This window comes from Paenibacillus thiaminolyticus (assembly GCF_007066085.1).
GTDB lineage: Bacteria > Bacillota > Bacilli > Paenibacillales > Paenibacillaceae > Paenibacillus_B > Paenibacillus_B thiaminolyticus.
Genome location: NZ_CP041405.1, coordinates 127,421 through 148,911, shown reverse-complemented (window position 1 = coordinate 148,911; position 21,491 = coordinate 127,421). Strand labels below are relative to the sequence as shown.

General features: G+C 49.3%; 21 protein-coding genes. 7 read left to right on the top strand and 14 right to left on the bottom strand.

Features of this window, described 5'->3' with window-relative positions:
* Positions 1-28: 28 nt before the first annotated feature.
* On the bottom strand, positions 29-490 hold the full coding sequence (locus tag FLT43_RS00620) for a DinB family protein (RefSeq protein WP_087443958.1): 462 nt from the start codon (positions 488-490) through the stop codon (positions 29-31).
* A 49-nt stretch (positions 491-539) separates the two neighbouring features.
* Positions 540-1,094 (bottom strand): histidine phosphatase family protein, encoded by a 555-nt coding sequence (locus FLT43_RS00615; RefSeq protein ID WP_087443817.1) that lies wholly within the window; start codon positions 1,092-1,094, stop codon positions 540-542.
* A gap of 441 nt (positions 1,095-1,535) precedes the next feature.
* On the opposite strand from FLT43_RS00615, the gene FLT43_RS00610 reads away from it, so the two are divergent.
* Genes FLT43_RS00610 through FLT43_RS00590 form a run of 5 tightly spaced genes read left to right on the top strand, consistent with a single transcriptional unit; the run spans position 1,536 to position 5,665 of the window.
* Positions 1,536-2,117 carry a TetR/AcrR family transcriptional regulator gene (locus FLT43_RS00610; protein WP_087443818.1) on the top strand — a complete coding sequence of 194 codons (582 nt, stop codon included), beginning with the start codon at positions 1,536-1,538 and terminating at the stop codon, positions 2,115-2,117.
* A 42-nt stretch (positions 2,118-2,159) separates the two neighbouring features.
* A complete protein-coding gene (locus FLT43_RS00605) occupies positions 2,160-2,984 on the top strand; it encodes a transporter substrate-binding domain-containing protein (protein WP_087443819.1) in 825 nt (274 codons plus the stop codon).
* 27 nt (positions 2,985-3,011) lie between these two features.
* Entirely contained in the window at positions 3,012-3,656 is a 645-nt protein-coding gene (locus tag FLT43_RS00600) for an amino acid ABC transporter permease (RefSeq protein ID WP_087443820.1), read from the top strand.
* Between the two features lie 15 nt (positions 3,657-3,671).
* Positions 3,672-4,427 (top strand): amino acid ABC transporter ATP-binding protein, encoded by a 756-nt coding sequence (locus FLT43_RS00595; RefSeq protein ID WP_087443821.1) that lies wholly within the window; start codon positions 3,672-3,674, stop codon positions 4,425-4,427.
* A gap of 23 nt (positions 4,428-4,450) precedes the next feature.
* Positions 4,451-5,665, top strand: a complete 1,215-nt coding sequence (locus tag FLT43_RS00590; protein WP_087443822.1) for a M24 family metallopeptidase — start codon at positions 4,451-4,453, stop codon at positions 5,663-5,665.
* 1,630 nt (positions 5,666-7,295) lie between these two features.
* Here FLT43_RS00590 and FLT43_RS29620 read toward each other — a convergent pair.
* The 7 genes from FLT43_RS29620 to FLT43_RS29130 all read right to left on the bottom strand — a co-directional run bounded on the left by FLT43_RS29620 (position 7,296) and on the right by FLT43_RS29130 (position 14,096).
* Positions 7,296-7,751 carry a hypothetical protein gene (locus FLT43_RS29620; RefSeq protein WP_208620093.1) on the bottom strand — a complete coding sequence of 152 codons (456 nt, stop codon included), beginning with the start codon at positions 7,749-7,751 and terminating at the stop codon, positions 7,296-7,298.
* A gap of 62 nt (positions 7,752-7,813) precedes the next feature.
* Positions 7,814-9,226 (bottom strand): TraB/GumN family protein, encoded by a 1,413-nt coding sequence (locus FLT43_RS00570; RefSeq protein ID WP_373994953.1) that lies wholly within the window; start codon positions 9,224-9,226, stop codon positions 7,814-7,816.
* 235 nt (positions 9,227-9,461) lie between these two features.
* Positions 9,462-9,851: a hypothetical protein gene (locus FLT43_RS00565; RefSeq protein WP_087443826.1), complete on the bottom strand. Its 390-nt coding sequence runs from the start codon at positions 9,849-9,851 to the stop codon at positions 9,462-9,464.
* A 200-nt stretch (positions 9,852-10,051) separates the two neighbouring features.
* Positions 10,052-11,497 carry an MBL fold metallo-hydrolase gene (locus FLT43_RS00560; protein ID WP_087443827.1) on the bottom strand — a complete coding sequence of 482 codons (1,446 nt, stop codon included), beginning with the start codon at positions 11,495-11,497 and terminating at the stop codon, positions 10,052-10,054.
* A 93-nt stretch (positions 11,498-11,590) separates the two neighbouring features.
* Positions 11,591-12,790 (bottom strand): FAD/NAD(P)-binding oxidoreductase, encoded by a 1,200-nt coding sequence (locus FLT43_RS00555; protein WP_087443828.1) that lies wholly within the window; start codon positions 12,788-12,790, stop codon positions 11,591-11,593.
* A gap of 482 nt (positions 12,791-13,272) precedes the next feature.
* Positions 13,273-13,932 carry a response regulator transcription factor gene (locus tag FLT43_RS00550; RefSeq protein ID WP_208620095.1) on the bottom strand — a complete coding sequence of 220 codons (660 nt, stop codon included), beginning with the start codon at positions 13,930-13,932 and terminating at the stop codon, positions 13,273-13,275.
* Positions 13,932-14,096, bottom strand: coding sequence for a hypothetical protein (locus FLT43_RS29130; protein ID WP_164776308.1), 165 nt, complete (start codon positions 14,094-14,096; stop codon positions 13,932-13,934). The genes FLT43_RS00550 and FLT43_RS29130 overlap by 1 nt, the downstream gene beginning before the upstream one ends.
* 331 nt (positions 14,097-14,427) lie before the next feature.
* Here FLT43_RS29130 and FLT43_RS00545 point away from each other — a divergent pair, with 331 nt between their 5' ends.
* A complete protein-coding gene (locus FLT43_RS00545) occupies positions 14,428-14,634 on the top strand; it encodes a hypothetical protein (protein ID WP_240927463.1) in 207 nt (68 codons plus the stop codon).
* A gap of 223 nt (positions 14,635-14,857) precedes the next feature.
* On the opposite strand, the gene FLT43_RS00540 is transcribed toward FLT43_RS00545, so the two are convergent.
* The 5 genes from FLT43_RS00540 to FLT43_RS00515 form a co-directional block, all read right to left on the bottom strand.
* A complete protein-coding gene (locus tag FLT43_RS00540) occupies positions 14,858-15,577 on the bottom strand; it encodes a HEAT repeat domain-containing protein (protein ID WP_087443831.1) in 720 nt (239 codons plus the stop codon).
* A gap of 588 nt (positions 15,578-16,165) precedes the next feature.
* Positions 16,166-17,401 (bottom strand): hypothetical protein, encoded by a 1,236-nt coding sequence (locus FLT43_RS00530; RefSeq protein ID WP_087443832.1) that lies wholly within the window; start codon positions 17,399-17,401, stop codon positions 16,166-16,168.
* Between the two features lie 4 nt (positions 17,402-17,405).
* Positions 17,406-17,993, bottom strand: coding sequence for a hypothetical protein (locus tag FLT43_RS00525; RefSeq protein WP_244194288.1), 588 nt, complete (start codon positions 17,991-17,993; stop codon positions 17,406-17,408).
* Positions 17,994-18,440: 447 nt separating this feature from the next.
* Positions 18,441-18,938 (bottom strand): GNAT family N-acetyltransferase, encoded by a 498-nt coding sequence (locus FLT43_RS00520; RefSeq protein WP_087443834.1) that lies wholly within the window; start codon positions 18,936-18,938, stop codon positions 18,441-18,443.
* A 200-nt stretch (positions 18,939-19,138) separates the two neighbouring features.
* Entirely contained in the window at positions 19,139-20,062 is a 924-nt protein-coding gene (locus FLT43_RS00515; RefSeq protein ID WP_164776305.1) for a VanW family protein, read from the bottom strand.
* 138 nt (positions 20,063-20,200) lie between these two features.
* Here FLT43_RS00515 and FLT43_RS00510 point away from each other — a divergent pair, with 138 nt between their 5' ends.
* Positions 20,201-21,361: a hypothetical protein gene (locus FLT43_RS00510; RefSeq protein ID WP_087443836.1), complete on the top strand. Its 1,161-nt coding sequence runs from the start codon at positions 20,201-20,203 to the stop codon at positions 21,359-21,361.
* The last annotated feature ends 130 nt before the right edge of the window (positions 21,362-21,491 follow it).

Here is a 21,491-nt window from a genome sequence, read left to right as displayed (position 1 = left end):
ATATTTCATGTCGTTCTCCTTCTAGATATTAGTTGATGTCTGATTTTCTTTTGTATTCTTCGATTCGGGTGATATGATGCTGATCATGCGCAATAAAATCTTGCAGATAAGATTTGACCGTAAATTTTCCTTCCGTATACTCTCTCGAAAACGTATCGTCGTCGAACCGTTGTATTGTTTCCACTAACAGATTGCGGTAACGCGTTGTCAACTGTATCAATTCATCCTTGGCTACCGTTTTGCCATATTCGATGGCTTCTTTATTAAACGCATCAAAATCAAGATGACTCACTGTCACTTGCTCCTCATTGGCGATAGGATAGATGGCTTCTTCATAGAAGTATTTATCCCACATCATCATATGGCTGACAATATCATGGATCGTCCATTTGCCTTCTTCAATCGAGGTCTGCCATTCCATATTTGCAATTTGGAGCACAAAACGGTTCCACTCGCTGAATTTATCGAGCAGCTGAGATTTTTCGTTCATGAGATATGCCTCCGACATTAGTCATCTCTCGCTACATCAAACGGATCTTCTACTGTTGGTATATTGTTTTTAAATATGTATACAGTTTTCCGTTTTCAGGCTTGTATGGCCGTTTCCCTTTATAGCCCCGGCGAAGTAATTCTTGAGTCAAACATTTTATAAACGCCCCGTGGCTGACAATTAATACATTAGATTCTCGGTAGTTCTCTTCGATATGGTCTATAAACTGCCTGGCACGTAATCCGGTTTCTCGTCTGCTCTCTTCCTGTGAAGGATATGAGAAATACCAAGCCAGCCTGGCAAGGATCTGCCATGCATAATAATGAAGCTTGAAACTTGATTGGCTAGGCCAGCTCATTCCAATCTCTCTGAGCTGCGCAGTCTTGATTACGGGACCCTCATAAATGAATTCGGCGGTCTTCACCGCTCTGTGTAAATCGCTGGATAGGCAAATATCCCATTTCAAGTCACAACCAAGGAAGGCGCTTACACAAATATCTGAATAATCATAGCGTTCTACCCATTGATTGAATTGCTCTGATGTCATCCATCGGTTATCGGGTTGATAGGCAACCTTAAAATGCCGAACTAATCCAATATTCATAAGTCTCCTTCGTTTCCATCATGAAGCAATCTCTCCTAATTTCCAATCGGGAACCGCCTTTTGGAGCATTTCTCCATTTTTCCTTCTAGTATACCTCCCGTTCATATTTTTGGAAATGAAATATTACCTCATAGCGCCCAAACGACGTTGCTCACTCGTTCAGCTTTATGCGGCTTCTATGCCGTTCACCAATGGCAAACCGGATTTTTCATCCCCATCCATTTAGCTGCTCTATCACGCATAAATCAGATTTCATGATGAAAAGACTTTGCTCCATTCTGATTGACCGGCACTTTCAAAAATATAGCTTGACACCAACCTAAACTTAAAATATAGTAATCCCATCGGAATTATCATTAACTGACTCGTCAGTTAAGTGGAAAGGGGCAATGGAAGCTGGCTGCCGGACCGAAGCACGAACAGGACCGCCGTCATCAATTGATGGGCGCCGCCCTGAAGCTATTTGCCTGCAAGGGATATCACAGCACCAAAATTTCCGATGTCGTCAAAGCTGCAGGAGTGTCGCAAGGAACGTTCTACTGGTATTTTCAAAGCAAAGAACAGCTCGTGCTGGAATTAATCGAAGACGGAAAAGAGAAGCTGATAAACGTTATTGAGCAAGGCTACCGCAAGCACGCGGGCACGGTAGATGATATGGTCCGTTCATCCGCACGGCTGCTCACCGATCTGTTCACCTTCGCCGACCGGAACCGGGAGCTGATGGCTTTCCTGCTTATAAAAGGCCAAGGCGCAGACCCTCCAGTGCGGGAAGCGGTCTCGCACACGTGGGTTGCGTTCGAGGAGGCGTTCAAGCATAACATTCAGCGGGCAATGGAGCTAGGCATGCTTCCCCGTACGAATGATCTGCCGCTTCGGGCCAGCCTTCTCGTCTGCTTCATAACGGGCGTATTGTCCAAATGGCTGTTCGGACCGATGCTAGAGGTCGATTATACGTCCGCCTATTCCCCATCGGAAATCGCCGAAGAAACCGCCAAATTCGAATTCCGGGGGTTGCTCGGATAACCCATTTTACTTATAAGGAAGACCCATAAGGAGGCTATCATCATGTCTGTCAAACTACAAAAATTCGTCAAAGCTGCACTGCTGCTCACGGTTCTGTCTGTCGCTCTTGCTGCATGCGGAAGCAAGCCGGCCCAAGATGCCGGCGCCGCTAATGCGCTCGAACAGATCAAGAAGGCCGGCAAAATCAGAGTCGGACTTATGGGCACCTATGCCCCATACAACTTCCTGAACGACAAGCACGAGGTCGACGGCTTCGATGCGGATGTCGCCAAAGAAGTGGCAAAACGCCTTGGTGTGGAAGCGGAATTCATTTCAGGTGAATTTTCCGGACTGATTGAAGGACTGCAGAAGGATAAATACGATGCGCTGGTCAGCCAAGTCACGATTACCGAGGATCGCAAGAAGATGATGGATTTCTCCACGCCTTACGTGAAGAACGCCGTCAACGTCATCGTCAAGAGCGACAACGGGACGATTCAGAAGATCGAAGATTTCAAAGACAAAAAAATTGGCGTCGGACTCGGGACGAACGATGAGAAATATTTGCGCGACGTCGCGATGCCGAAAGTCGGCAAGTTCGAGATCGCCACATATAACGATGTCATCACCTCGCTGAAAGACCTGGACGTCGGCCGCATCGACGCCACGATCAATAATGTGTTCGCCCTCAAGCCGCTGATCGAGAAAAATCAGTTCAAGGTGAAAGCGGTCGGCGAGCCGATTAAAGAAGATTTTGCCGGGATTGCGATTCGCCAAAATAATCCGGAACTGCTCGATGCGATCAATAAAGCGCTCGCCGAGATGAAATCCGACGGCACATTCACGGAAATTTTCCATAAATGGTTCGATGTCGATCCGAACTTCTAATGAGCAAGAGCCAGGAGGAGACAGATAATGGAGCTGGTCTTTCATAATATTGAATTTCTATTAACAGGCGCGTACTACACCTTGCTGATTACGATCGTCTCCATGTTTTTCGGGCTCATTATCGGGATCGTCGTCGCCATTGCCCGCTTGAAAGGAACCCGGCTCGTCCGTACGCTAGCGAAAGGGTATGTGTCCCTTATTCGGGGCACGCCGATCCTGGTGCAAATCTTCCTTATCTATTACGGACTGCCTGATTTCGGAATCACGCTGGGGCCGCTTAGCGCGGCCTTTATCTCACTAAGCATCAATATCGGCGCGTACTTGTCCGAGACGCTCCGCGGCGCGATTCTATCCGTGCCCAGCGGGCAGACGGAAGCCGCTCAGTCCCTGGGCTTGACGCCTTGGCAGACAATGCGGCGCGTCGTGCTTCCGCAGGCGGCCCGGGTGGCGATCCCGCCGCTCGGCAACACGTTCATCGGGATGCTGAAGGAGACGTCGCTCGTCTCCATCGTGACCGTAACGGAGCTGCTGCGCTCCGCTCAACTGCTCATTGCGCAGTACTATGTCGCCATGCCTTTTTATGTGGCGATCGCTCTCATGTATTGGGTGATGAGCGTGTTCTTCTCATTCATTCTGAACCGTATCGAGACGCGGTTGTCAAAAGCCTATTAAGGACGGGTGATGCACATGATAGAGGTACACAATCTCGGAAAAAGCTTCGGCGAACTAACCGTATTCGACGATATCAACCTTCATATTGACTCCGGGGAAATCGTAGTCCTGGTCGGGCCGAGCGGCTCCGGCAAGAGCACGCTGCTGCGCTGCTTGAATGGGCTGGAGGTGCCGGATGCGGGATCGATTCGGGTGGGCGATGCGGCCTGGAACGCTTCCATGGGCGAAGCCGCCAAGAAGGAAGCGGTGCGGCAGATTCGCACATTAACCGGAATGGTGTTCCAATCGTTCAATTTGTTCCCCCATATGACCGTCCTGGAGAACGTCACCATGGCCCCTATGATCGTAAAAAAAATGAACCAAGCCCAGGCGCTCGAAATTGGTGAGTCGCTGCTAGCCAAAGTCGGGCTGTTAGGCAAAAAAAATGAACATCCTTCCCGGCTGTCCGGCGGCCAGCAGCAGCGGGTAGCCATTGCCCGCGCCCTCGCGATGCAGCCCCAGATTATGCTGTTCGACGAGCCGACATCTGCGCTCGATCCCGAATTGACGGGAGAGGTACTGTCGGTGATGAAGCAGCTGGCTACGGAAGGGATGACGATGATTGTCGTCACCCACGAGATGAGATTCGCGCGGGAAGTGGCGAATCGGGTTATCTTTATGAGCGATGGGAAAATCCAGGAGGAAAGCTCGCCAGAGCAATTTTTCACTCAGCCGCGGACTGAGCGGGCCCGCAAGTTTTTGCGGCAGCTTGGCAGTGAGCCGGAAGAATGAGCGGCTTTGAAGGAGTTGACACTATGGTTTACGGCAAAGCAGAGCATTTGAAAAATATCGCGGAACGGGCGCGTACGATTATGGAAAGAGAGAACGTAGAAGCTATCGTGGCATCGAGCTGCGAAAATTTCTATTACTTGTCCGGGCACCCCAGCACGTTCATGTATACCTTGCGCATGAACGAAGTCGCGCTGGCGGTGATGTTCCGTGATCCGTCCCGCCGCACGGTAATCATCATGAATGAGTTCGAGGCTGCGGGCGTACCGGACGATCTGCCCCAATGCGAGCTGCGAACGTACCCGACCTGGGTCGACGTTGACGATCCGCTCGGGCTGCGCGGCGGCAGGTACGAAGGACGGCGGCCCGTCAACCATCAAGTCGAGGAAATGTTCGGGCTGCTCCGGGAGGTGCTGGCGGAATACGGAATCCGCAGCGGCAAGGTGGCCGTCGAGCTGAGCGGGATGCGATATCCTGCCGTGAACGCGCTGCGCGAAGCTGTGCGGGGGCTGGATCTGACGGAGGCCGGCGGGCTGCTGGCCGAGCTGCGTGCGTGCAAGACCCCTTGGGAGGTCGGGCTGCTCCGCCAGAGCTGCGCTTACGCCGAGATCGGCATCGCCGAAGCGATCAAGGAGATCCGGACCGGCAGCTCGGCGGCCGACATTGCCGACGCGTTCCGGCGTGCTCTGCTGACCCATGCGGATGGAGCGCCTTCCCGCTTCCATATGATTTCCGTCGGGGCGAAGTTCGCACCGGCGCATATATTCGACACCCGTCCGGGTCAGCCCGGCGACGTGATCAAATTCGACGTCGGCGTCGATGTGGCCGGCTACGGTTCGGACATAGCCCGCACCTTCGTGCTCGGCTCGCCTTCGGACACGGTGAAGCGCATCTACGGCGCGCTGCGGGCCGGACATGACCGGCTGCTGGAGCTGATCGAGCCGGGTCTGCCGATGAGCCGCGCATTTGACGATGCGATGCAGGTGATCCGCCGTTCCGGACTGCCGAATTACAACCGGGGCCATCTGGGACACAGCGCAGGCCTGAGCCTCGCGGCCGAGGAGGCCCCGTTCCTGAGCCCGGCGGAGGAAGCCGTCTTCGTTCCGGGCATGGTCATCTGCCTGGAGACGCCTTACTACGGCTACGGCATTGGCTCCATCATGATCGAGGACATGGTGCTGGTCATGGACAATGGCTGCGAGCGGCTGAACAAGCTGCCCCGGGATCTGATCTCGCTGTAGCTCCCCTGCTGCGATGCCGATATGAATGTTGAATAAGGGGTTGGTCCCATAAGCAGTCTGTTACCTGACAGCGAGACGGCCCGCCCCTGCTTCTCACAGCTTAGCTTGCTGAAAAAACTGTAAAAATACTGTTTTTCTTTAGGACGTTTACTGCGTTACCGAAATTCCTGGAACGGCATGAATTTCAGCCATGCCAATGAATGGAAGGAAAAAATCGGCGGAAATGATGTACTTTTGCAGGAATCTTCTCAAATAGCATAGCAAATAGCGTAAATTCCTGCAGTGGCCAGTCTGTTGAGAAAGTCCAAAGGATTTTTGGGCACTTCATTAGGAATTGTCTCTCAGTAGAAAAATTTTGATTTCAAACGCTCTGATCGAAGTGCCTGAAAACTGCACAATGAAAATGTCTTTCCGATAGGCGAAGTCCTCAAAACTGCACGGTTTCTCAAGACACGTTGATTCAGTAGGCAAAATCCTGCACAACTACAGCAATTCGATAGGGACGACTTCACCAGAACGGGAATCCTGTAAAACTGCAGCAATTTCACCCGTTTCTCTTCGACTTACTCAAAAGGGCCTAAAATGATGTAGCTGTGCAGCAATTCCTCGAAATGTGGACTCATTGAGCCGAAATTCCTGTAAAATAGCAGTAATTCCCTCCACACGTTAAAACCCTAGGATATTATGATGTCTCCAGAAGGCGATGACGCCCTGAATGCCGAGTTTCGATTAGGTAATCCCCCCTCCGAAAAAAACAGGGGTTTTCCAACAGCCTGATTGGCGCAGGATTTCTCTGTCTTCCCCCTCCTCCACCGCTTTGCCCGCCGCCGTTTTTCCGCCCCCCACATTCTCTGTTGACCTGCCGCCCGAATTATTTTGGCAATGACTATGAGATAGCCTCAAGGCTTTATAATTGTAGAAATGGACAAATAAGAGCTAATGCTAATGAGGACAAATTCGTGACAATCAACGAGTAGTAAATTATGTAATTTTATGTGTTATAATAGGATAAAACATAAAGAGTGGAGGGGAGTGGATTCGATTATAACTGAATCGTTAATAATAACCCTGTCCTTTCTCTTGTTTTACGCCCTAGTAATTGCTCTGGGGGTTCACTTTTTGTTTAGGAAGAACCTTATCTTGCGAAACAACATCTTTCTGGGAATTGTAACAGTCGCAGTTTTGGTGTCCTATTATACAACTTTGTTTGTAGATGCGGAGAACCTCATTCAATCCTTACTGTTAACGGTGATATTAATTGGACTTACTCTACAGCAAATAAAACTGAAAAAAAAGCTTTATAAGTAATTGGTTAACAACAAACAGCCTTTATACACTGTATAAAGGCTGTTTGTATACTCCACCTAAGTCATGAAAAGAGCTTCATACAATGTGGTACTGAATGTTTTCGCCTGTGTTAACTATTGTTGTGGCCCCTCAGGGGCACTTATCCTAGAGCAATCACCGCTTTGCGGCTCGTCCTTTACAAATAGCCTGCTTATAACTCCTAGACCCCATCCCAAGTATGCGGCCACAAGCCAGCCAGTCTTTCCATTTTCCTCGTCTATTAGATAGTCCAATGCTCCAAAGTATACTAATGCAACACACGACAGGACGGATACCGTGAAGCTTAGGGCAGGGAGCGAGTTTGTAAGCCGAGGATATGGTGCTGGTCACGGAGGGCGGTCGCGAACGGTTGAACAAGCTGTCCCGGGATCTGATCTCGCTGTAGCTCCCTCGCTGCTGCCGTAAACTTCTGCAAATCCACAACTGCATCCGGAGAAAGAATCGTTTCAGCAGCACATGTGTCGATGACCATATTATCAACGATTTCCGAGCACCCTTGAATTCGATCTACCAATGAAGTGAACAGCAAGCCATCTTTATACTCGATGCTTATCATAATTTCCTCTGAAACCGAACAACGGCTTAATTTGGATTTCGATCTTTCCTTGGCCGTATGGTAAACAAGCTCATCGTCTTTCGAGCGAACCAGCTCTCTGGTTGCCGTTTGATCATCATCATAGGCTTGAATAACGGCGACATCTTCAACATACCTGACTTGATCTTCAATGTGTGATTTCAACAAAAAGACTAACCCGCCGCCATTCGGTATGGCGTACGGGTTAGCCTTGCCGTTGCTGTATTCTATTTCACGAACTCCACTTCATAGCCGTTCGCTTTGAGCTGATCGATAATCATGTCTTTGATAACGAAGTGACCGGCTCCGACGACGACAAAGTGCGTGGATGCCCCTTCCTTATCCAGCAGCTCCATCAGCTTTTTGGCCATATTTTTATCCCGTTCCCCGAACAAGCGCTGCGCCGAATCGCTTTTCACCATTTCATCCGATCCCGTGAAGGACTCCGAGAATTTTTCGAGGTCGGCCTTGGCCCACAGGAGCTGCCACTGTCTCAACTGCTTGCTCGCATCATCCGGCTTGTCGGCAGGCGCCAGGATTTGATCCAACACCTCGTTCAATTCTTTCTCCTGCACCGCAGGCGGCACATTATTGAAGAGATCTGCCTGGAACTTAAGTCCTTCCAGCTCATGGATCGGCTTGCCTGTCAACAAGGCCGAGTTGGTGAAGTACATATCGACACCGAGGGCTGCCCCTTGAGCCATGTCTGCAGATTCACCTGACATAGTGGCCATCGTGAGATTGGTCGTGATTGCCCACGGCTTGAACGGATCGAAGTTATCTTGCGCCATGTTCAATTGCTCTAGCACCTTTTGCAGCTTCTCATAGGTTTGCTGCGACACATGCTCCTTCAATTGGGTGCCGTCTTGATACGTCATGAGTTGGGTGAAATACTGCATCGAGGCTTCTGTGTCGAGCAAATTCACTTCTACCCACAGCGTGTCAGACTGTGCAAACGCGTCCCGGATTGATTTTTGCATCGGATACATGTCTGGAATGCCCAGGTGAATCGACCCGAGGAGATAGAGCGTATTTTGCCCCTTCGTGGCTTTCCAGAGAAGCCCCTTCGCCCCGCCTCCTGCCGCATCATAACCGAATTGGACAAGACGGCTTGCCATGACAGACGCTTGCTCTACGGTGCTTGGCTTATCTAGCTCCAGCCCTTTGCTTGTTCCATAGATAATGCCGTTCTTCCGCAAAAACGCTACCGGATCGGACATATCCAGATCAAGTGATTCAGGCCATTCGTACTGGGCGAATACGCCATACACGGCATCGATCACCGTTTTTCTCGTAATTTCCTTCGTTCCGGACGGAATGGCGACCTGCCCTGTTTTCTTTAATTCGAGCGCATCCAATTTGGCGGAGGTCGCTTCGATGAGCGCTTGAAACTTATCCTGCGTGATCGGCTGTTGGAACGTGCCGTCAACGTACCACGCAAGCGGGATAATCCCGTATTTCTCCCCCTCATTCAGCGTTTTTATCGACCACGTACTGATCTGCGGAATGGCCGCAGGTCCTTCATTCGCTTGCGCCGGAATGACGAATCCGAGCATGGCGATTAAGACGGCCAGTCCGCTGGCCACACTTCGCTTCACCCTACTCCATCTGCTGCATTTCACTGCTATTCTCCTCTCCATAGGGTATATGTACAAAAAAACGCCTAATTATTATATCTCATTCCCCTATGAAAAGGAAGATATTCGGGAATCGCGTACAGACATTTATCCGCTGCATACCCCTTCCAGACTGTAACCGCAGCGATGACGGCATACGGTTCGAACAACAAAAGGTGAATCAGGTTCTCCCTGATTCACCTTGTCGTCCTTGCCGGTAAACACGGCATTATTCCGCTAGATCGCCTGCTGTCGCCACTCAGCTAACTTGGTATGTAACCGTGAAGTAATTCATCGTGTACGAAGATGGAGCAGCAAATTGAAAATAAAGATAGCCGTCTTCCGTCGCCGTAAAAATTCTGCCTACATTGCTATTGTAAAAAGTCCCGAGATGATAGTTTGTACTGTATACCGAGTAATAGGCGTAGCTGCCTTGAGCATAAATCGTAAGCTGCTGGCCTTTCTTCAGGTAAATCCCTTCCCATGGTGTGACTTCATTCGGCCGCAGCGCATAATACTTAATGAATTGCTGGCCTTCTTGAACGACCGGGCCGGCAGAGACGGCAGGAACAGGGTTCTGAGAAGCATAGGCCGGCGAAGCGGTGGCCAGGACAGCTAAAGCGGACAGTGAAAGCAGAAGCTTCTTCATTTCACATCACTCCTTAAATATTTTATATTTGATGTAATATATGTAAGTTTTACCTTCTTAAATATAGCAAAGATATAACATAATGTAAACCTTTATTTTCTATTTTTATAGTTTTATTGGTAGAATTCATCAATTTTCAAAGATCGGCTCTCCACAGATCATGGAGGCCTATGGAGAGCCGATCCAATGGAGCAGACCGATTACTTGGCTATAGGCAAGCCTTCCTCACGCCATCGGATGATGCCCCCTTGCAGGTTCATTACATTCATACTGCCATGCGCCTGCAGAATGCTGGCCGCAATCGCCGAGCGCGCCCCCGTCCGGCATTGGAGCAGCACTGGCTTGCCGTCAGGCACCTCGCGGATGCGTCCCGGCAGCGTCCCGAGCAGAATATGGCTCGCGCCCGGAATGCGGCCTTCCTCCCATTCCGCTCCAGAGCGCACGTCCACGACCGCGACCTTCCCGCCCAGAACCTGATCGGCGATGTCCGCCGGGGCCACTTCGCGATACGATTCCAGGCCTGACGCCGCCGCATCGATGCCGCTCCACAGTGCGGAAGCCTCGATCGTGCCCGCAACCCGGTCGATGCCGATCGACCGCATATCGCGGACAATCTCAGGCAGTTGATCCGCTTCTCCCATCACGTACAGCGGCCGCTCGTCATCGACGAGCCACCCGGCCCATGTCGTGAAGGAACGGTTGTACGGCAAATTGATCGTTCCCTTTACATGCCCGGATGCAAATTCCGTACTAGACCGCGTATCAATCACAACCGCGTCTCCCTCCGCTAGACCGGAGACAGCCGTCATTGTGCCCTCAATCCACTCCGGTGCGGGAAGCCGGGCGAGCAGCTCCGGTCCATCGCGGTTCACCCGCTTCATGCGGGGGAAATAGGTTGGAGGCTCGGGCTGTCCGGCCAATAATGCAGCGGTGAAAGCCGGTTCGTCTTCCATGGATAAGGCCCAATTGAAGCGCTTCTCGTAACCGACCGTCGAGGACGGGATCGCGCCAAGCGCCTTGCCGCAGGCGCTGCCCGCTCCATGGGCTGGCCATACCTGCAAATAGTCGGGCAGCTGCTTGAAGCGCTGCAGGGAGCGGTACATCTGCCGCGCTCCCTCCGCGGCGGTGCCTGCCAGGCCCACCGCTTTCTCCAGCAGATCCGGCCGGCCGATATCGCCGACGAAGACGAAGTCGCCCGTAAATATGCCCATCGGGCTATCGGCCCCCCCGCCCCGGTCTGTCAGCAGGAACGACACGCTCTCCGGCGTATGGCCCGGCGTATGCAGCGCCTCGAACTCAAGCCGCCCTACCTGGAACCGCTCTCCGTCTCGGACCAGCCAATGCTTGATCGATGCCCCGCCCTCGCCGCCGTTCACGTAAGCATAAGACCAATCCGGTCCGCCTTCTCCCGACACATAGAGTGTCGCCCCATGTTCCTCCCCGAGCTCGCGGGCGCCCGATACGAAGTCAGCGTGGATATGCGTCTCCGCCGCGGCGACGACCTTCAAGCCTTCGGCCTGAGCCGTCTTGAGATACGGAACAACATCTCTCGCGGGGTCGATCACGATCGCTTCCCCCGTTGCTTGACAACCCACGAGATACGAAGCGTGGGCCAGCTTCTCATCATAAAAATAGCGCAGCAGCATGTATGCCGCTCTCCCCTTTCTCTGAACATATTCAACTAACGTTATATATCTGTTCTATTGACTATCTGTTCTGTTGACCTTATGAGCCTGTGGTTACATCCGTCCCTTCAGCATGCCGTGCCAATACAGCTTAGGCAGCAGATCTTTCTTCAGCAGATACATACTGTACCGCTCCTTCGACTGATCGAACGGGAACGTCTCCCGCGGCGTCAGATCATAATCGAACTCCGCGAGAATGAGCCGGTTATAGCCCGTTACGAGCGGGCAGGAGGTATACCCGTCGTAGATTGCATCCGGCGGCTTCCCCGCCAGCACGTTCAACACATTGTTGGCCGCCACCGGAGCCTGCTTGCGAATGGCCGCGCCTGTCTTCGAGGTCGGCAGATTGCTGCAATCGCCCAGAGCGAACACGTTCGCGAACCGGACATGCCGCATCGTATGCTTGTCGACCTCGGCCCATCCGCCCGGCCCGGCAAGCGGGCTGTCCCGGATGAAGGACGGGGCGGACATCGGCGGCACGACATGAATCATATCGTACCGGAGCGTCTCCCGCTCCTTCGTGTCCACATGCTCGAAGACCGCTTCCCGCTTGACGGAGTCAATCTCGACCAGATTGCGCTTGTATTTGGCCGTGATTCCCTTGCGCTCCACCACCTTGTCGAGTGCCGCAGCATACTTCGGCACGGCGAAGATCGACGCATTGCCGGATGCGAAGATAATGTCGGTCTTCTCCCTGACGCCCGAGCTCCGGAATGCGTCATCAGCCAAGTACGCGATCTTCTGGGGCGCGCCCCCGCACTTGATTGGCGTGTTCGGCTGCGTGAAAATCGCGGTCCCGCCGCGGAACTCCCGGATCGACCGCCAAGTGCTGTCCACATAGCGGTAATCATAATTGCTGCACACGCCTTCGCGCCCGATGCATTCCCTCAATCCCTTAATCCGATCCCAATCGACCTGGATGCCCGCCGCGACGACGAGCACATCGTACCGGATGTCGGTGCCAGTGCTTGTAACGATGCGGTTCTCGTCCGGGTGGAAATGCGCGACCGCTTCCTGCAGCCAATCGGCTCCCTTCGGGATAAGCGATCGCTGTTCGCGCTCCGTCACCTCCTTGCGCACGACTCCGCCGCCGACGAGTGTCCACAAGGGTTGATAGTAATGCTTGGCCTGCGGATCGATGATCACGACGGAGCCGTGCAGCGCTGCCGATGTTCGCAGCACACGGGCCGCAACCGATAATCCGGCGCTGCCTGCCCCCACAATGGCGACGGCATAGTGAAGTTGCTCTGGCATCACTTACCTTCCCCCTGTTCCAAATGCTGCTAGTGTCCTTCTGCATCCAACCTGTGAGGCCTTGACTGCCGCTGCCCTTGATTGTTCGCATGCGGCTCCTTAATGCACCAATGGTCAAATTATATGGCCGGATTTCGGCTTCTATGTTTTACATTTCGGTGAACGAACTGGAGGTCGGATCCATTTCAAGTTGATTGGGGTTCTGACTTCGATAGGATTGTACACATTCGAATCTATCTTGATCGTTTTCGCGTAAGACAATGGAGGAATTGCTCTTGTTCGCACTCAGGGAAGGGTGGCGGAATGGTCTCTCCCATCGGCATGGCCATGGTATCGTATCTTGCGCCAGTCCGCCAATGAGGTTTTGTTATGCTTTGCTTGAAAACGGGCTGTTCATACCGCAGCAGCAACTGGGTCCGGTGCTTTACATGCCCATTGGAGGCAAAAATTTGGCAGGGTTGGAGCATGGATATGCGCGCGTATTACACTCGGCCCAGCTTGCTCAAATATAGAACGAGCTCCGTGCGGTTTCTGCATTCGAGCTTATCCAGAATTCGGGATACATAATTTTTAACCGTCCCCTCGGTGACGAACAGAGCTTGAGCAATCTCTTTATTGCTGCTGCCGGACAGGATATGCCGGGCAACTTCCGCCTCTCTCGGGGTAAGCAGTCCCAGCTTGTCCGGTACGGGAGCCTCTTGGCGAGACGGCATGGGGTTGTCCTGTCCGGAGGATATGGCCTCTACCATGCGTTCAGTCACCTTCGAATTGAGAAGCACACTGCCGGCATATACCGTTTTGATGGCGTTTAAAATATCGGCGGAACCGGAATCTTTCAATATGTATCCTTCCACTCCGTTCTTCAAGCCTTGGATAATATATTCATCTTCATCAAAGGTGGTCAGAATGATAACCTTGATCTCCGGATGCCGCTCCTTCACCAATTGAGCAGCCGTAATCCCGTCCATCACCGGCATTCTGATGTCCATTAGAATCACATCAGGGTTCATCACTTCAAGCTGCTCCAACAGCACCCTGCCGTTAGGCACTTCACCGATGACGGAGACCTCCTTGTACATGCTCAGTATCATTTTAAGCCCTTCCCGGACGATCTCCTGGTCATCTACAATCATTACCTTGATCATAGCGTCCCCCTTCGATTATGCATGCTGCCCGCTCCTTCCCCAAGCCTGCTCAGGCTGCGAAGGACACCGGACATCCATAGTAAGTTGGCAATGGCCAGCTCTTCAACGGCAGACAAATAGATCTGCAGCGCGGCATAAGCTTCCTGCAGCTCCTTATCCAAGTTCTATAGGACACGCGGGCGCTGAAAATCAACAGCACAATCGGTATCCGTTGTATATAGGTTCCCTATTCTTCGATCATATCAATTAATCATATCATGGCTTTTTGAGGTTTCATAGATAACGAAAGTCATCGAAAAAACGAGGAAAAATGATGCGGCAATTGATTACTTTCGTGAATTGGGCGCAGCTCGCCATCATTCTACAATATTCTTTGTAAGCCGAGCACAGCAATCGAACGGTTTTCGACAATCTGTCTCTGCTCCTGAAGCAAGAGAAAATCGTAACTCTCGGATGCAAAGACGAAGAAGGAACGAAGAAAGGACGAATGAAATGAACAACGGAAAAGGAGTGTGCATGATGAATTCACTTTTTATCATCATCGGTATCGTGGAGCTGCTCAGCGGATGTTTGATCCATATTTATATCGGTCTCTTGGCCAAAGCCCTCTTTCGGAAGGATGGCACTGCTCCCCGAATCCCCCTACGGGTGATCGGGATCTATCTAATCATCAATGGCATTTCGAAGCTTACCCAATAAAAAGATCGATTCCCGGATGTCGGACCTATGGTCCGACACCTTATAATTAAATTCTTACGAATGGATCTCTTACAAACAAGAAAGCTGCAAATCAATAGCAAAGCGATAGTCCCGCTTCCATACAACCTTGTTTGCGGTTTGGCGCGAAGCGGAAAAGAGAACCTCTTCGCGCTGATTTTTTAGCATCGTACCTCGTAGAAGAGCTGGACCAGGTACATTCAATTTACGATTTTGATGTTTCCCTTGTCTCTCGAATTCTTGCCAAAGCTCCCTTCGCTGCTTGTCTCCCATTCGGCATGCCGGATTGCGCAATCTCCCGTAATTTTTCTTTTGCCGGGACATGCCTGTGATAGCCCAAAATCTCGCATGCTCTTTCCTGCACATACATATCCTCATCATCTAAATACTTCACGATGCTATCCAAATCTGTCTTTGGCGTAATAGCCATTACGGAATAGATCAACTGAACTCGATAGTCATCATCAAGCTGATGCGAATGTAACAGAGCGTTCAACTCATCGATACATTTCCTATCATCTTCGAGATGCTGTGTATCGATATCAGCTTCTGTTGGATAGTCCTTTTTTAAATCATCCCAATCCAGATCGGAAGATTGTTCCAGCGAAGCAAGGAAAGAACTTACACTTCGGAAGCCCGGCGACAGATCGGTTTCCTCATGACTAATATAACAAACCTTGTTTTTTAACGGTCCCCGACAGTAAAGTCCAACATAGTTCGAATTGTCATCGCTCCATAAAGGGAGAATGTCTTGAAATTCTTTAAGATCAGCCAGACATTCATGAAGTTCAATGATCTCGTCTCGATTCATGAGCCTCAAGAAAAATTCACCAGCCACTTGCTTGGCATGATGAGACGCTAAAGCATCCATCACATCCCCTGGCAGTTCTATAGGAAGCTCGTCATAAAGCTCTGCAACATTCATTATCTTTTCTCCCTTTAATATGTTATTTAAAAAGCTTCTTTATTAACTCCCTTTCAAGGGAATCGTTAGATCATTCAAACGGGTGAGAATCTATCTTGCATCTCTTTCAACCTGCTCTTGAAGTAGCGTACTTCACCCAAAAAGTCAGATCTGGTTAATCCTTGTTCTCCCATTGTCGTTCGATAACTATTTATTGTTCCAGTCTTGTTCGATTCTTTCTTTCGATACAATTACATTGCAAGGTAATGTACTCCACTCCGGATTCTAGGGAAACATTCTTGGGCCTGCCATCGGACTTATGTACTTTCGGGGAAAAGACATATCGCCAACTAAAATGGTCGTGGTTTCAATCGTTCTTCTGTAGGGCTAACCATAAATAGTTCCTCTTCCGCAAAACAAGGATGTTAACTCTCGGACTTGATCTTTGCCTTTTGTCGTTAAGCGGGGATGTGTAATATTAAGACTCTCAGGATCATTCAAATTATGTTCGCCTTGGCCGTGACGAATGAGAATGATCTCCATGATCAAATCCATCCTTTTTCAACTATATGTTTACTGCGAGTAACTTTTACATCTTTTTTCAAATAATTACAATGTTTCCTCGTCCCTCACAATATATTTACTTTGCATATCATAATAATCTGTATCATTTTTTAAAACCCTAATTTTAATAATCTTATCTCCTACTTGAATTGTCCGTGGCGCTAACTGTTTACGTAAGCGTTGTATTTCTGCACGTTCATTCTTATAATAATTACTATATTGTCCCACTAAGGTTACCCCAGCTAGTATCCATATGATGATTTGCGCGATTTCCGATACCTCAACCTTAAGATAAGAAAAATCTGCAAACTCCTTCCTTTCAAATTTTTCAGCTACCATCTTTGACACTTTTTTAACTACAGGGACGAAGTCAGTGACTTTTCCCTTATTCATTAAGTAATCTCTAACCTCCATCTTAAGAATTTCCACTTCGCTCCAAGAGAAAACATGAACCCAGTTCAGCTTCCCATTACGATTCATACTGAAGCTGACAATAAAATCATTCTTATTCCCATTCTTCCATGCGTTTTGAAGTGCGTAGCCGTAATCCTCATTTTTATTTTCGCCGACATTAACAAAAATCAGGTTTACCTGTTTCCACGATCTTTTCTTTCCGGGCCTTTCTGGATCAGGAATGAATTTATTTAGTTCACTATTTTTTTGATTGAGAACTCGATTCGCCTTCTCCTTATTGGGAACATCTCCAACAATACGATTTATCGTGATAAACGAGGTAACTGCGTTTGGATACTTTGGCAGATCTGGGAAGTCTTTTTCATCAATCCCATCAATCTTGTAGAGAGAATAGGAAGCTTGAACTTTATTTTCATAGCGATGAACGGATGCACTTGGTGTTCCAGGAGGCCACATTTGTTTTAACTCAGAAGCAGTGGCAGGCCAATCATCATCAAATAGATATCCATCAGGAGAATAGGTGACTTTCATCCATCCATTATCCGTTGTTTTAATTTTATTGACTGCATTGTGATGCTCCCAATAACCGGGAGTACAAGATGTAGTTGAATTACCATGCCGGTCTGTCGTTGTCGTACAACTCTCAGGGTGCCACTCGTCATAAGCGTCTTTATGGTACCAGTTGATTACCGTCCCAGACCATACTTCTGTATCATAAGTTTGAACGAAATAGTCCATGACAACGACCGAAAAGGTAAAGACAAGTACCATCGCCGAAACGATGGTACCTCTCCGGAAATTAGTTCCTTTAACGTATTCAAAGGCGAATGAAACGATAACGGCAATGACGAATGGAATGATAAACATGATGTCACTTTCCTTTCAAATCAATCACATCGTCTTTATTCGTTTCAAACGCGTTGGAAGTTTTCTCAGATGTTACAATATATTTATTGGCGTCAATAGGTTGAAAATCAAAGAAAGCATTAAAAATGAAGCCAGTTCCGGTATTAATGCGAGTATTATATTCCCGGATGATGTCCACGACTTTTTTCTGATTGTTATCGAAAACGTTACGGCTAGAAGCAATTTCCCGCTGGAGATTGTTGTAGATCTCATGACTTAAAGCAGGGTTTTGTTCCTGAACCATTCTGAATAAAAGACTAGTATCTTTGTTGCGGCCTTCAATGAGTCCTGTGTAGACATCTTTAAATTGTTCAGCCTGTAATTCAGATACCTGCGTCATTTCTTTGAATTTCTTCCACATGGAATCGTAATTGCTCTTATTCGCGATATATTGGGCTTCGATACGATTTTGCAAAGATACGGCATCACTGCGAAATCCAAGCATCATAATGATACAAATTACACCGATCAAGACAATAATACCTACTGCCCCGGCACAACCAATCAAAATCTTGGATTTATTTGTTTTCCTTGTTTCTAATGATGTAACCACGTTGTCGACCATCCCTCTGTATTTTCTTGTCTCTTCGTGATAGTTCCCATTCTCCGTCTATTTCTAATGTTGCAATAAGGCTTTGCATCCTATATATTCTTTCGCTTCCCCCTTAACACCCAAGTATTGTCATGTTGTTCTCTGAATCTATTATATGATCACCCTGCTGTAAAATCTATCCACGGCGTATCGATTTGATCGAATAGAAAATATGGGCTGTCCCAAAGGTCGAAACCTCAGGGAGAGCCCATATCAGATCGAAAAGTTCCTTTTCATATACTCATCAGCATACATATTCAAATCGTAAACCCAGTTTTTCGATAGTTCTTTTCGAGGCTACATTCCCCGGGTTAACTTTCGCGATACTGCATTGATTTTATCATTACGGCCTCCTTCGGCATGTCCCAATGCGAACACGATGTGATAGGTTGAGTGCACATTGGATCATTACGCTTGCATCGAGCGCCTCATCACCATAAAGTCTACATCTTGCTCTCCGATTTTACTTTGGAATAATGCTCCCCTAGCAAATCCGGCACGCTCATACACTTTAATCGCCCGTTCATTAAATGCGGCCACAACCAATTGAATATCGGGGGCTTGATACCGCTCGCGAATAAAATCAAGGCTGCTCGTGACAAACCCGATTCCCAGGCCCTTCCCGGTAAACTCCGGATGCAGCCCTAATCCTAAATCCAGGTATGTATCCTGGTCATAGATTCCGATGTCATATCCTCCCGGCACACGTGCTGAGTTCCCTGTACAAATATACCCAATTAAGACATTATCGTTATCCAAAGCATAAAAATAGTCCCCGTCCATAAATTCCGCAATGGTGTCCTCATCCCCGTCCATACTATAGAGCGAATAAGGCTCATCATAAGTCCACTTCGCAATGATGGAAGCATAGTCCTCTGTCATTGGGAAATAATGAAGAAGTGTCATAATTACCAGTTCCTCTCATTTTTCGTTAAAATCAGATAATTGCTGCGAACGCGCATCATCCTTTAAAGCGCTCCAGAATGGAATAAGCTTCCTCAAGCCAGCGATTAATCAAAAGTATAGATAACCGGTTGCTAGAAAACAACCATTTTCATGAAATGCCGGAAAAGCATGCCTGCATCAGCCAGGCATGCGCGTCTTTTTTATTCCCTCACTTTCACTTCTACATCGAGGGAGATCTCTTCCGGCAGACGTCGGGTCGTGCCCGGGACCTCGCGCGGAATATACGTAATCAATTCGGAAGAATACACCGCAACGACCATTTGGCCCCCGCTGGCATGGGCGCGGATGAGAACCGGTTGATTGTACCGATTTTGAAATGTAAAATCCGGCCCGCCCCAGCTCACCGTCGCATCGCGGCCGGGCGGTACATAGGGCACATGCCGGCTGTGGGAGTAACGCTGCTTGATGGCCAGCCCTGCCCGGTCCACGGCATTGAACAGGGTCGAGGATACCTGGCAGATTCCTCCGCCAATCCCTTCGGAATATTCCCCGCGTACGATAATCGGCGCTTGCCTGTATCCTTTCGACGTGGTTCGCATACCGACAACCCGGTTGAACGAGAACTGCTCGCCCGGGAACACGACGCTGTTATTAATGGCTTTTGCCGCCAGATCCACATTATGCGACCGGTTTTTATTTCTGGAATTGTAATAGGTCACGTAATATCCGATTCTCTTGTCACGGATATGGGCCAACAGTTCGCTATCAACTGTGGCATGGACCTTCAAGCGCGGCGCTTCGATAGCTTGGGAACCGGTGCTGTAGAGGCAGGAATAGAATTGCTCACGAAAACGCCTCCGATCCAGTTTATAACCGCTCTGTTCCGGGATAATTTCCTCGTAGTCGCCAATCCGGGCATTCCTGGGCGCTTGATACACTTTCTTATCGAGTTCATCAAGAAGCCGGTCTATTTTCTCATCATTCAAGAGCGGGAACACCGGCGCCACATAATCGGCACGATTCGCGGTCGCGACGCTGCGCCCCTGTACGCCGATCTGCACACTGCCGGGAACGAGGGCCTGGTGCAGCAGAAGCAAGATTTGAACATATGTAGTCCAACTCAAATCGGGACACCCCAATTCACAAAATGTACCTACATACAGTTCCCTGAAGCGCGGCTGATTATAGGCACATAATTTGAAAAGAAATGACAACACTATCCATAAGTATGGATTAGAATTAATTGACATGGAGGCCTGACCATGAATCCATTGATGACTCGCATCATCTTATTCTTGCTGATCATTTCATTCCTCCCCGTTCACAATACCATCGTCTATGCTGCGCGCACACCGCAATCCACGGTTGTCATCAGTGTACGAACCACTCCTTCTGCCACGTTCGAACAGAAGCTCGTTCTGAATCCGAAGGATGCCGTTCAACTCCTGAAGGCTAGCAAGGAGGAAGAGGCTTCATACCCGGCCGCGCTTTCCGATATTTATTTGCTGATCTCGTGGAAAGGTCAGTCGAGAACATACCGCATGGAGAAACTTGGGGTCTTTTGGAGCGCAACGGAGTCAAAACGGCTTATCCTGTCTCCAAAAGCAACGAAGCTATTGCAAAAATATTGTGCAGAATTAAAGGCACGCCACTATGGAATGAGCATCCCTTGGAGTGAAGCAAAGCAATTGGTCCCGCGAAAAAGCACCTTTTCCATTATTGATTTGGAAAAAGGACTTTCGTTTCGCGTGCAACGGCGAGCCGGAAGCAGACATGCCGACGTGCAGCCGCTGACCAAAGAGGACACCAAGATTATGAAGCAAATTTATGATAATCAATGGAGCTGGAAACGAAAAGCGATATTAGTCGTTACGGACAAACATAAGATTGCTGCTTCCATGAACGGGATGCCGCATGGAGGAGATGGTATTCCTGGTAATGGATTTTCAGGCCACTTCTGCGTTCATTTTTTGAACAGCAGCACCCATCGCTCCGCCAATCCGGATTTATTTCACCAGTTGATGGTATATACGGCCTCCGGCCAGCGCGAGAGCTTTTTCAATATGGCTTCTCCCGCCATGCTGTCGGAGATTTTCATTGGAGCATTGTCCGTACGGGATGTTGATCTCTTGAAAAGCGTCTCGAATGGACTGAATCCCGAAGCTGCAGACTACTTTTTGAAAGAGATGGAAAGGGGAACGACTTTTCGATTAACGACCAAAAAGAAACGGAACCATAACACGCGGAGCACCGAACAAGGCATTGTCCATAGCCTGACGGCGGAAGTGACTCACTCCGTATCGTGGCGGCGCAAAAATCAACCCGAAAAGGGCGCGGCCTTCCAATTTGAATTTGCGCGGGATTCTTTACATTCGCCCTGGAAATTAACCAATGTAAGGAGCAATCTGAAGCAAAGGAATTGATAAAATCCCCGTCATGTGCTTTAATTTTCAATGATGGGGATATTGCGACGGACTCCTGAAGTTCCGAAGATAATTGACTTATAAAAAGGGTTCTGTTACAATGAATGACGTTCAGTCATTTCAGTCGGGA

What these genes read in the sequence shown, in the direction of transcription:
- FLT43_RS00620 (WP_087443958.1), bottom strand. Translation starts at nt 490, where the DNA reads ATGAACGAAAAATCTCAGCTGCTCGATAAATTCAGCGAGTGGAACCGT.
- FLT43_RS00615 (WP_087443817.1), bottom strand. Translation starts at nt 1,094, where the DNA reads ATGAATATTGGATTAGTTCGGCATTTTAAGGTTGCCTATCAACCCGAT.
- FLT43_RS00610 (WP_087443818.1), top strand. Translation starts at nt 1,536, where the DNA reads ATGGGCGCCGCCCTGAAGCTATTTGCCTGCAAGGGATATCACAGCACC.
- FLT43_RS00605 (WP_087443819.1), top strand. Translation starts at nt 2,160, where the DNA reads ATGTCTGTCAAACTACAAAAATTCGTCAAAGCTGCACTGCTGCTCACG.
- FLT43_RS00600 (WP_087443820.1), top strand. Translation starts at nt 3,012, where the DNA reads ATGGAGCTGGTCTTTCATAATATTGAATTTCTATTAACAGGCGCGTAC.
- FLT43_RS00595 (WP_087443821.1), top strand. Translation starts at nt 3,672, where the DNA reads ATGATAGAGGTACACAATCTCGGAAAAAGCTTCGGCGAACTAACCGTA.
- FLT43_RS00590 (WP_087443822.1), top strand. Translation starts at nt 4,451, where the DNA reads ATGGTTTACGGCAAAGCAGAGCATTTGAAAAATATCGCGGAACGGGCG.
- FLT43_RS00570 (WP_373994953.1), bottom strand. Translation starts at nt 9,226, where the DNA reads ATGGAGAGGAGAATAGCAGTGAAATGCAGCAGATGGAGTAGGGTGAAG.
- FLT43_RS00565 (WP_087443826.1), bottom strand. Translation starts at nt 9,851, where the DNA reads ATGAAGAAGCTTCTGCTTTCACTGTCCGCTTTAGCTGTCCTGGCCACC.
- FLT43_RS00560 (WP_087443827.1), bottom strand. Translation starts at nt 11,497, where the DNA reads ATGCTGCTGCGCTATTTTTATGATGAGAAGCTGGCCCACGCTTCGTAT.
- FLT43_RS00555 (WP_087443828.1), bottom strand. Translation starts at nt 12,790, where the DNA reads ATGCCAGAGCAACTTCACTATGCCGTCGCCATTGTGGGGGCAGGCAGC.
- FLT43_RS00545 (WP_240927463.1), top strand. Translation starts at nt 14,428, where the DNA reads ATGAACAACGGAAAAGGAGTGTGCATGATGAATTCACTTTTTATCATC.
- FLT43_RS00540 (WP_087443831.1), bottom strand. Translation starts at nt 15,577, where the DNA reads ATGAATGTTGCAGAGCTTTATGACGAGCTTCCTATAGAACTGCCAGGG.
- FLT43_RS00530 (WP_087443832.1), bottom strand. Translation starts at nt 17,401, where the DNA reads ATGTTTATCATTCCATTCGTCATTGCCGTTATCGTTTCATTCGCCTTT.
- FLT43_RS00520 (WP_087443834.1), bottom strand. Translation starts at nt 18,938, where the DNA reads ATGACACTTCTTCATTATTTCCCAATGACAGAGGACTATGCTTCCATC.
- FLT43_RS00510 (WP_087443836.1), top strand. Translation starts at nt 20,201, where the DNA reads ATGAATCCATTGATGACTCGCATCATCTTATTCTTGCTGATCATTTCA.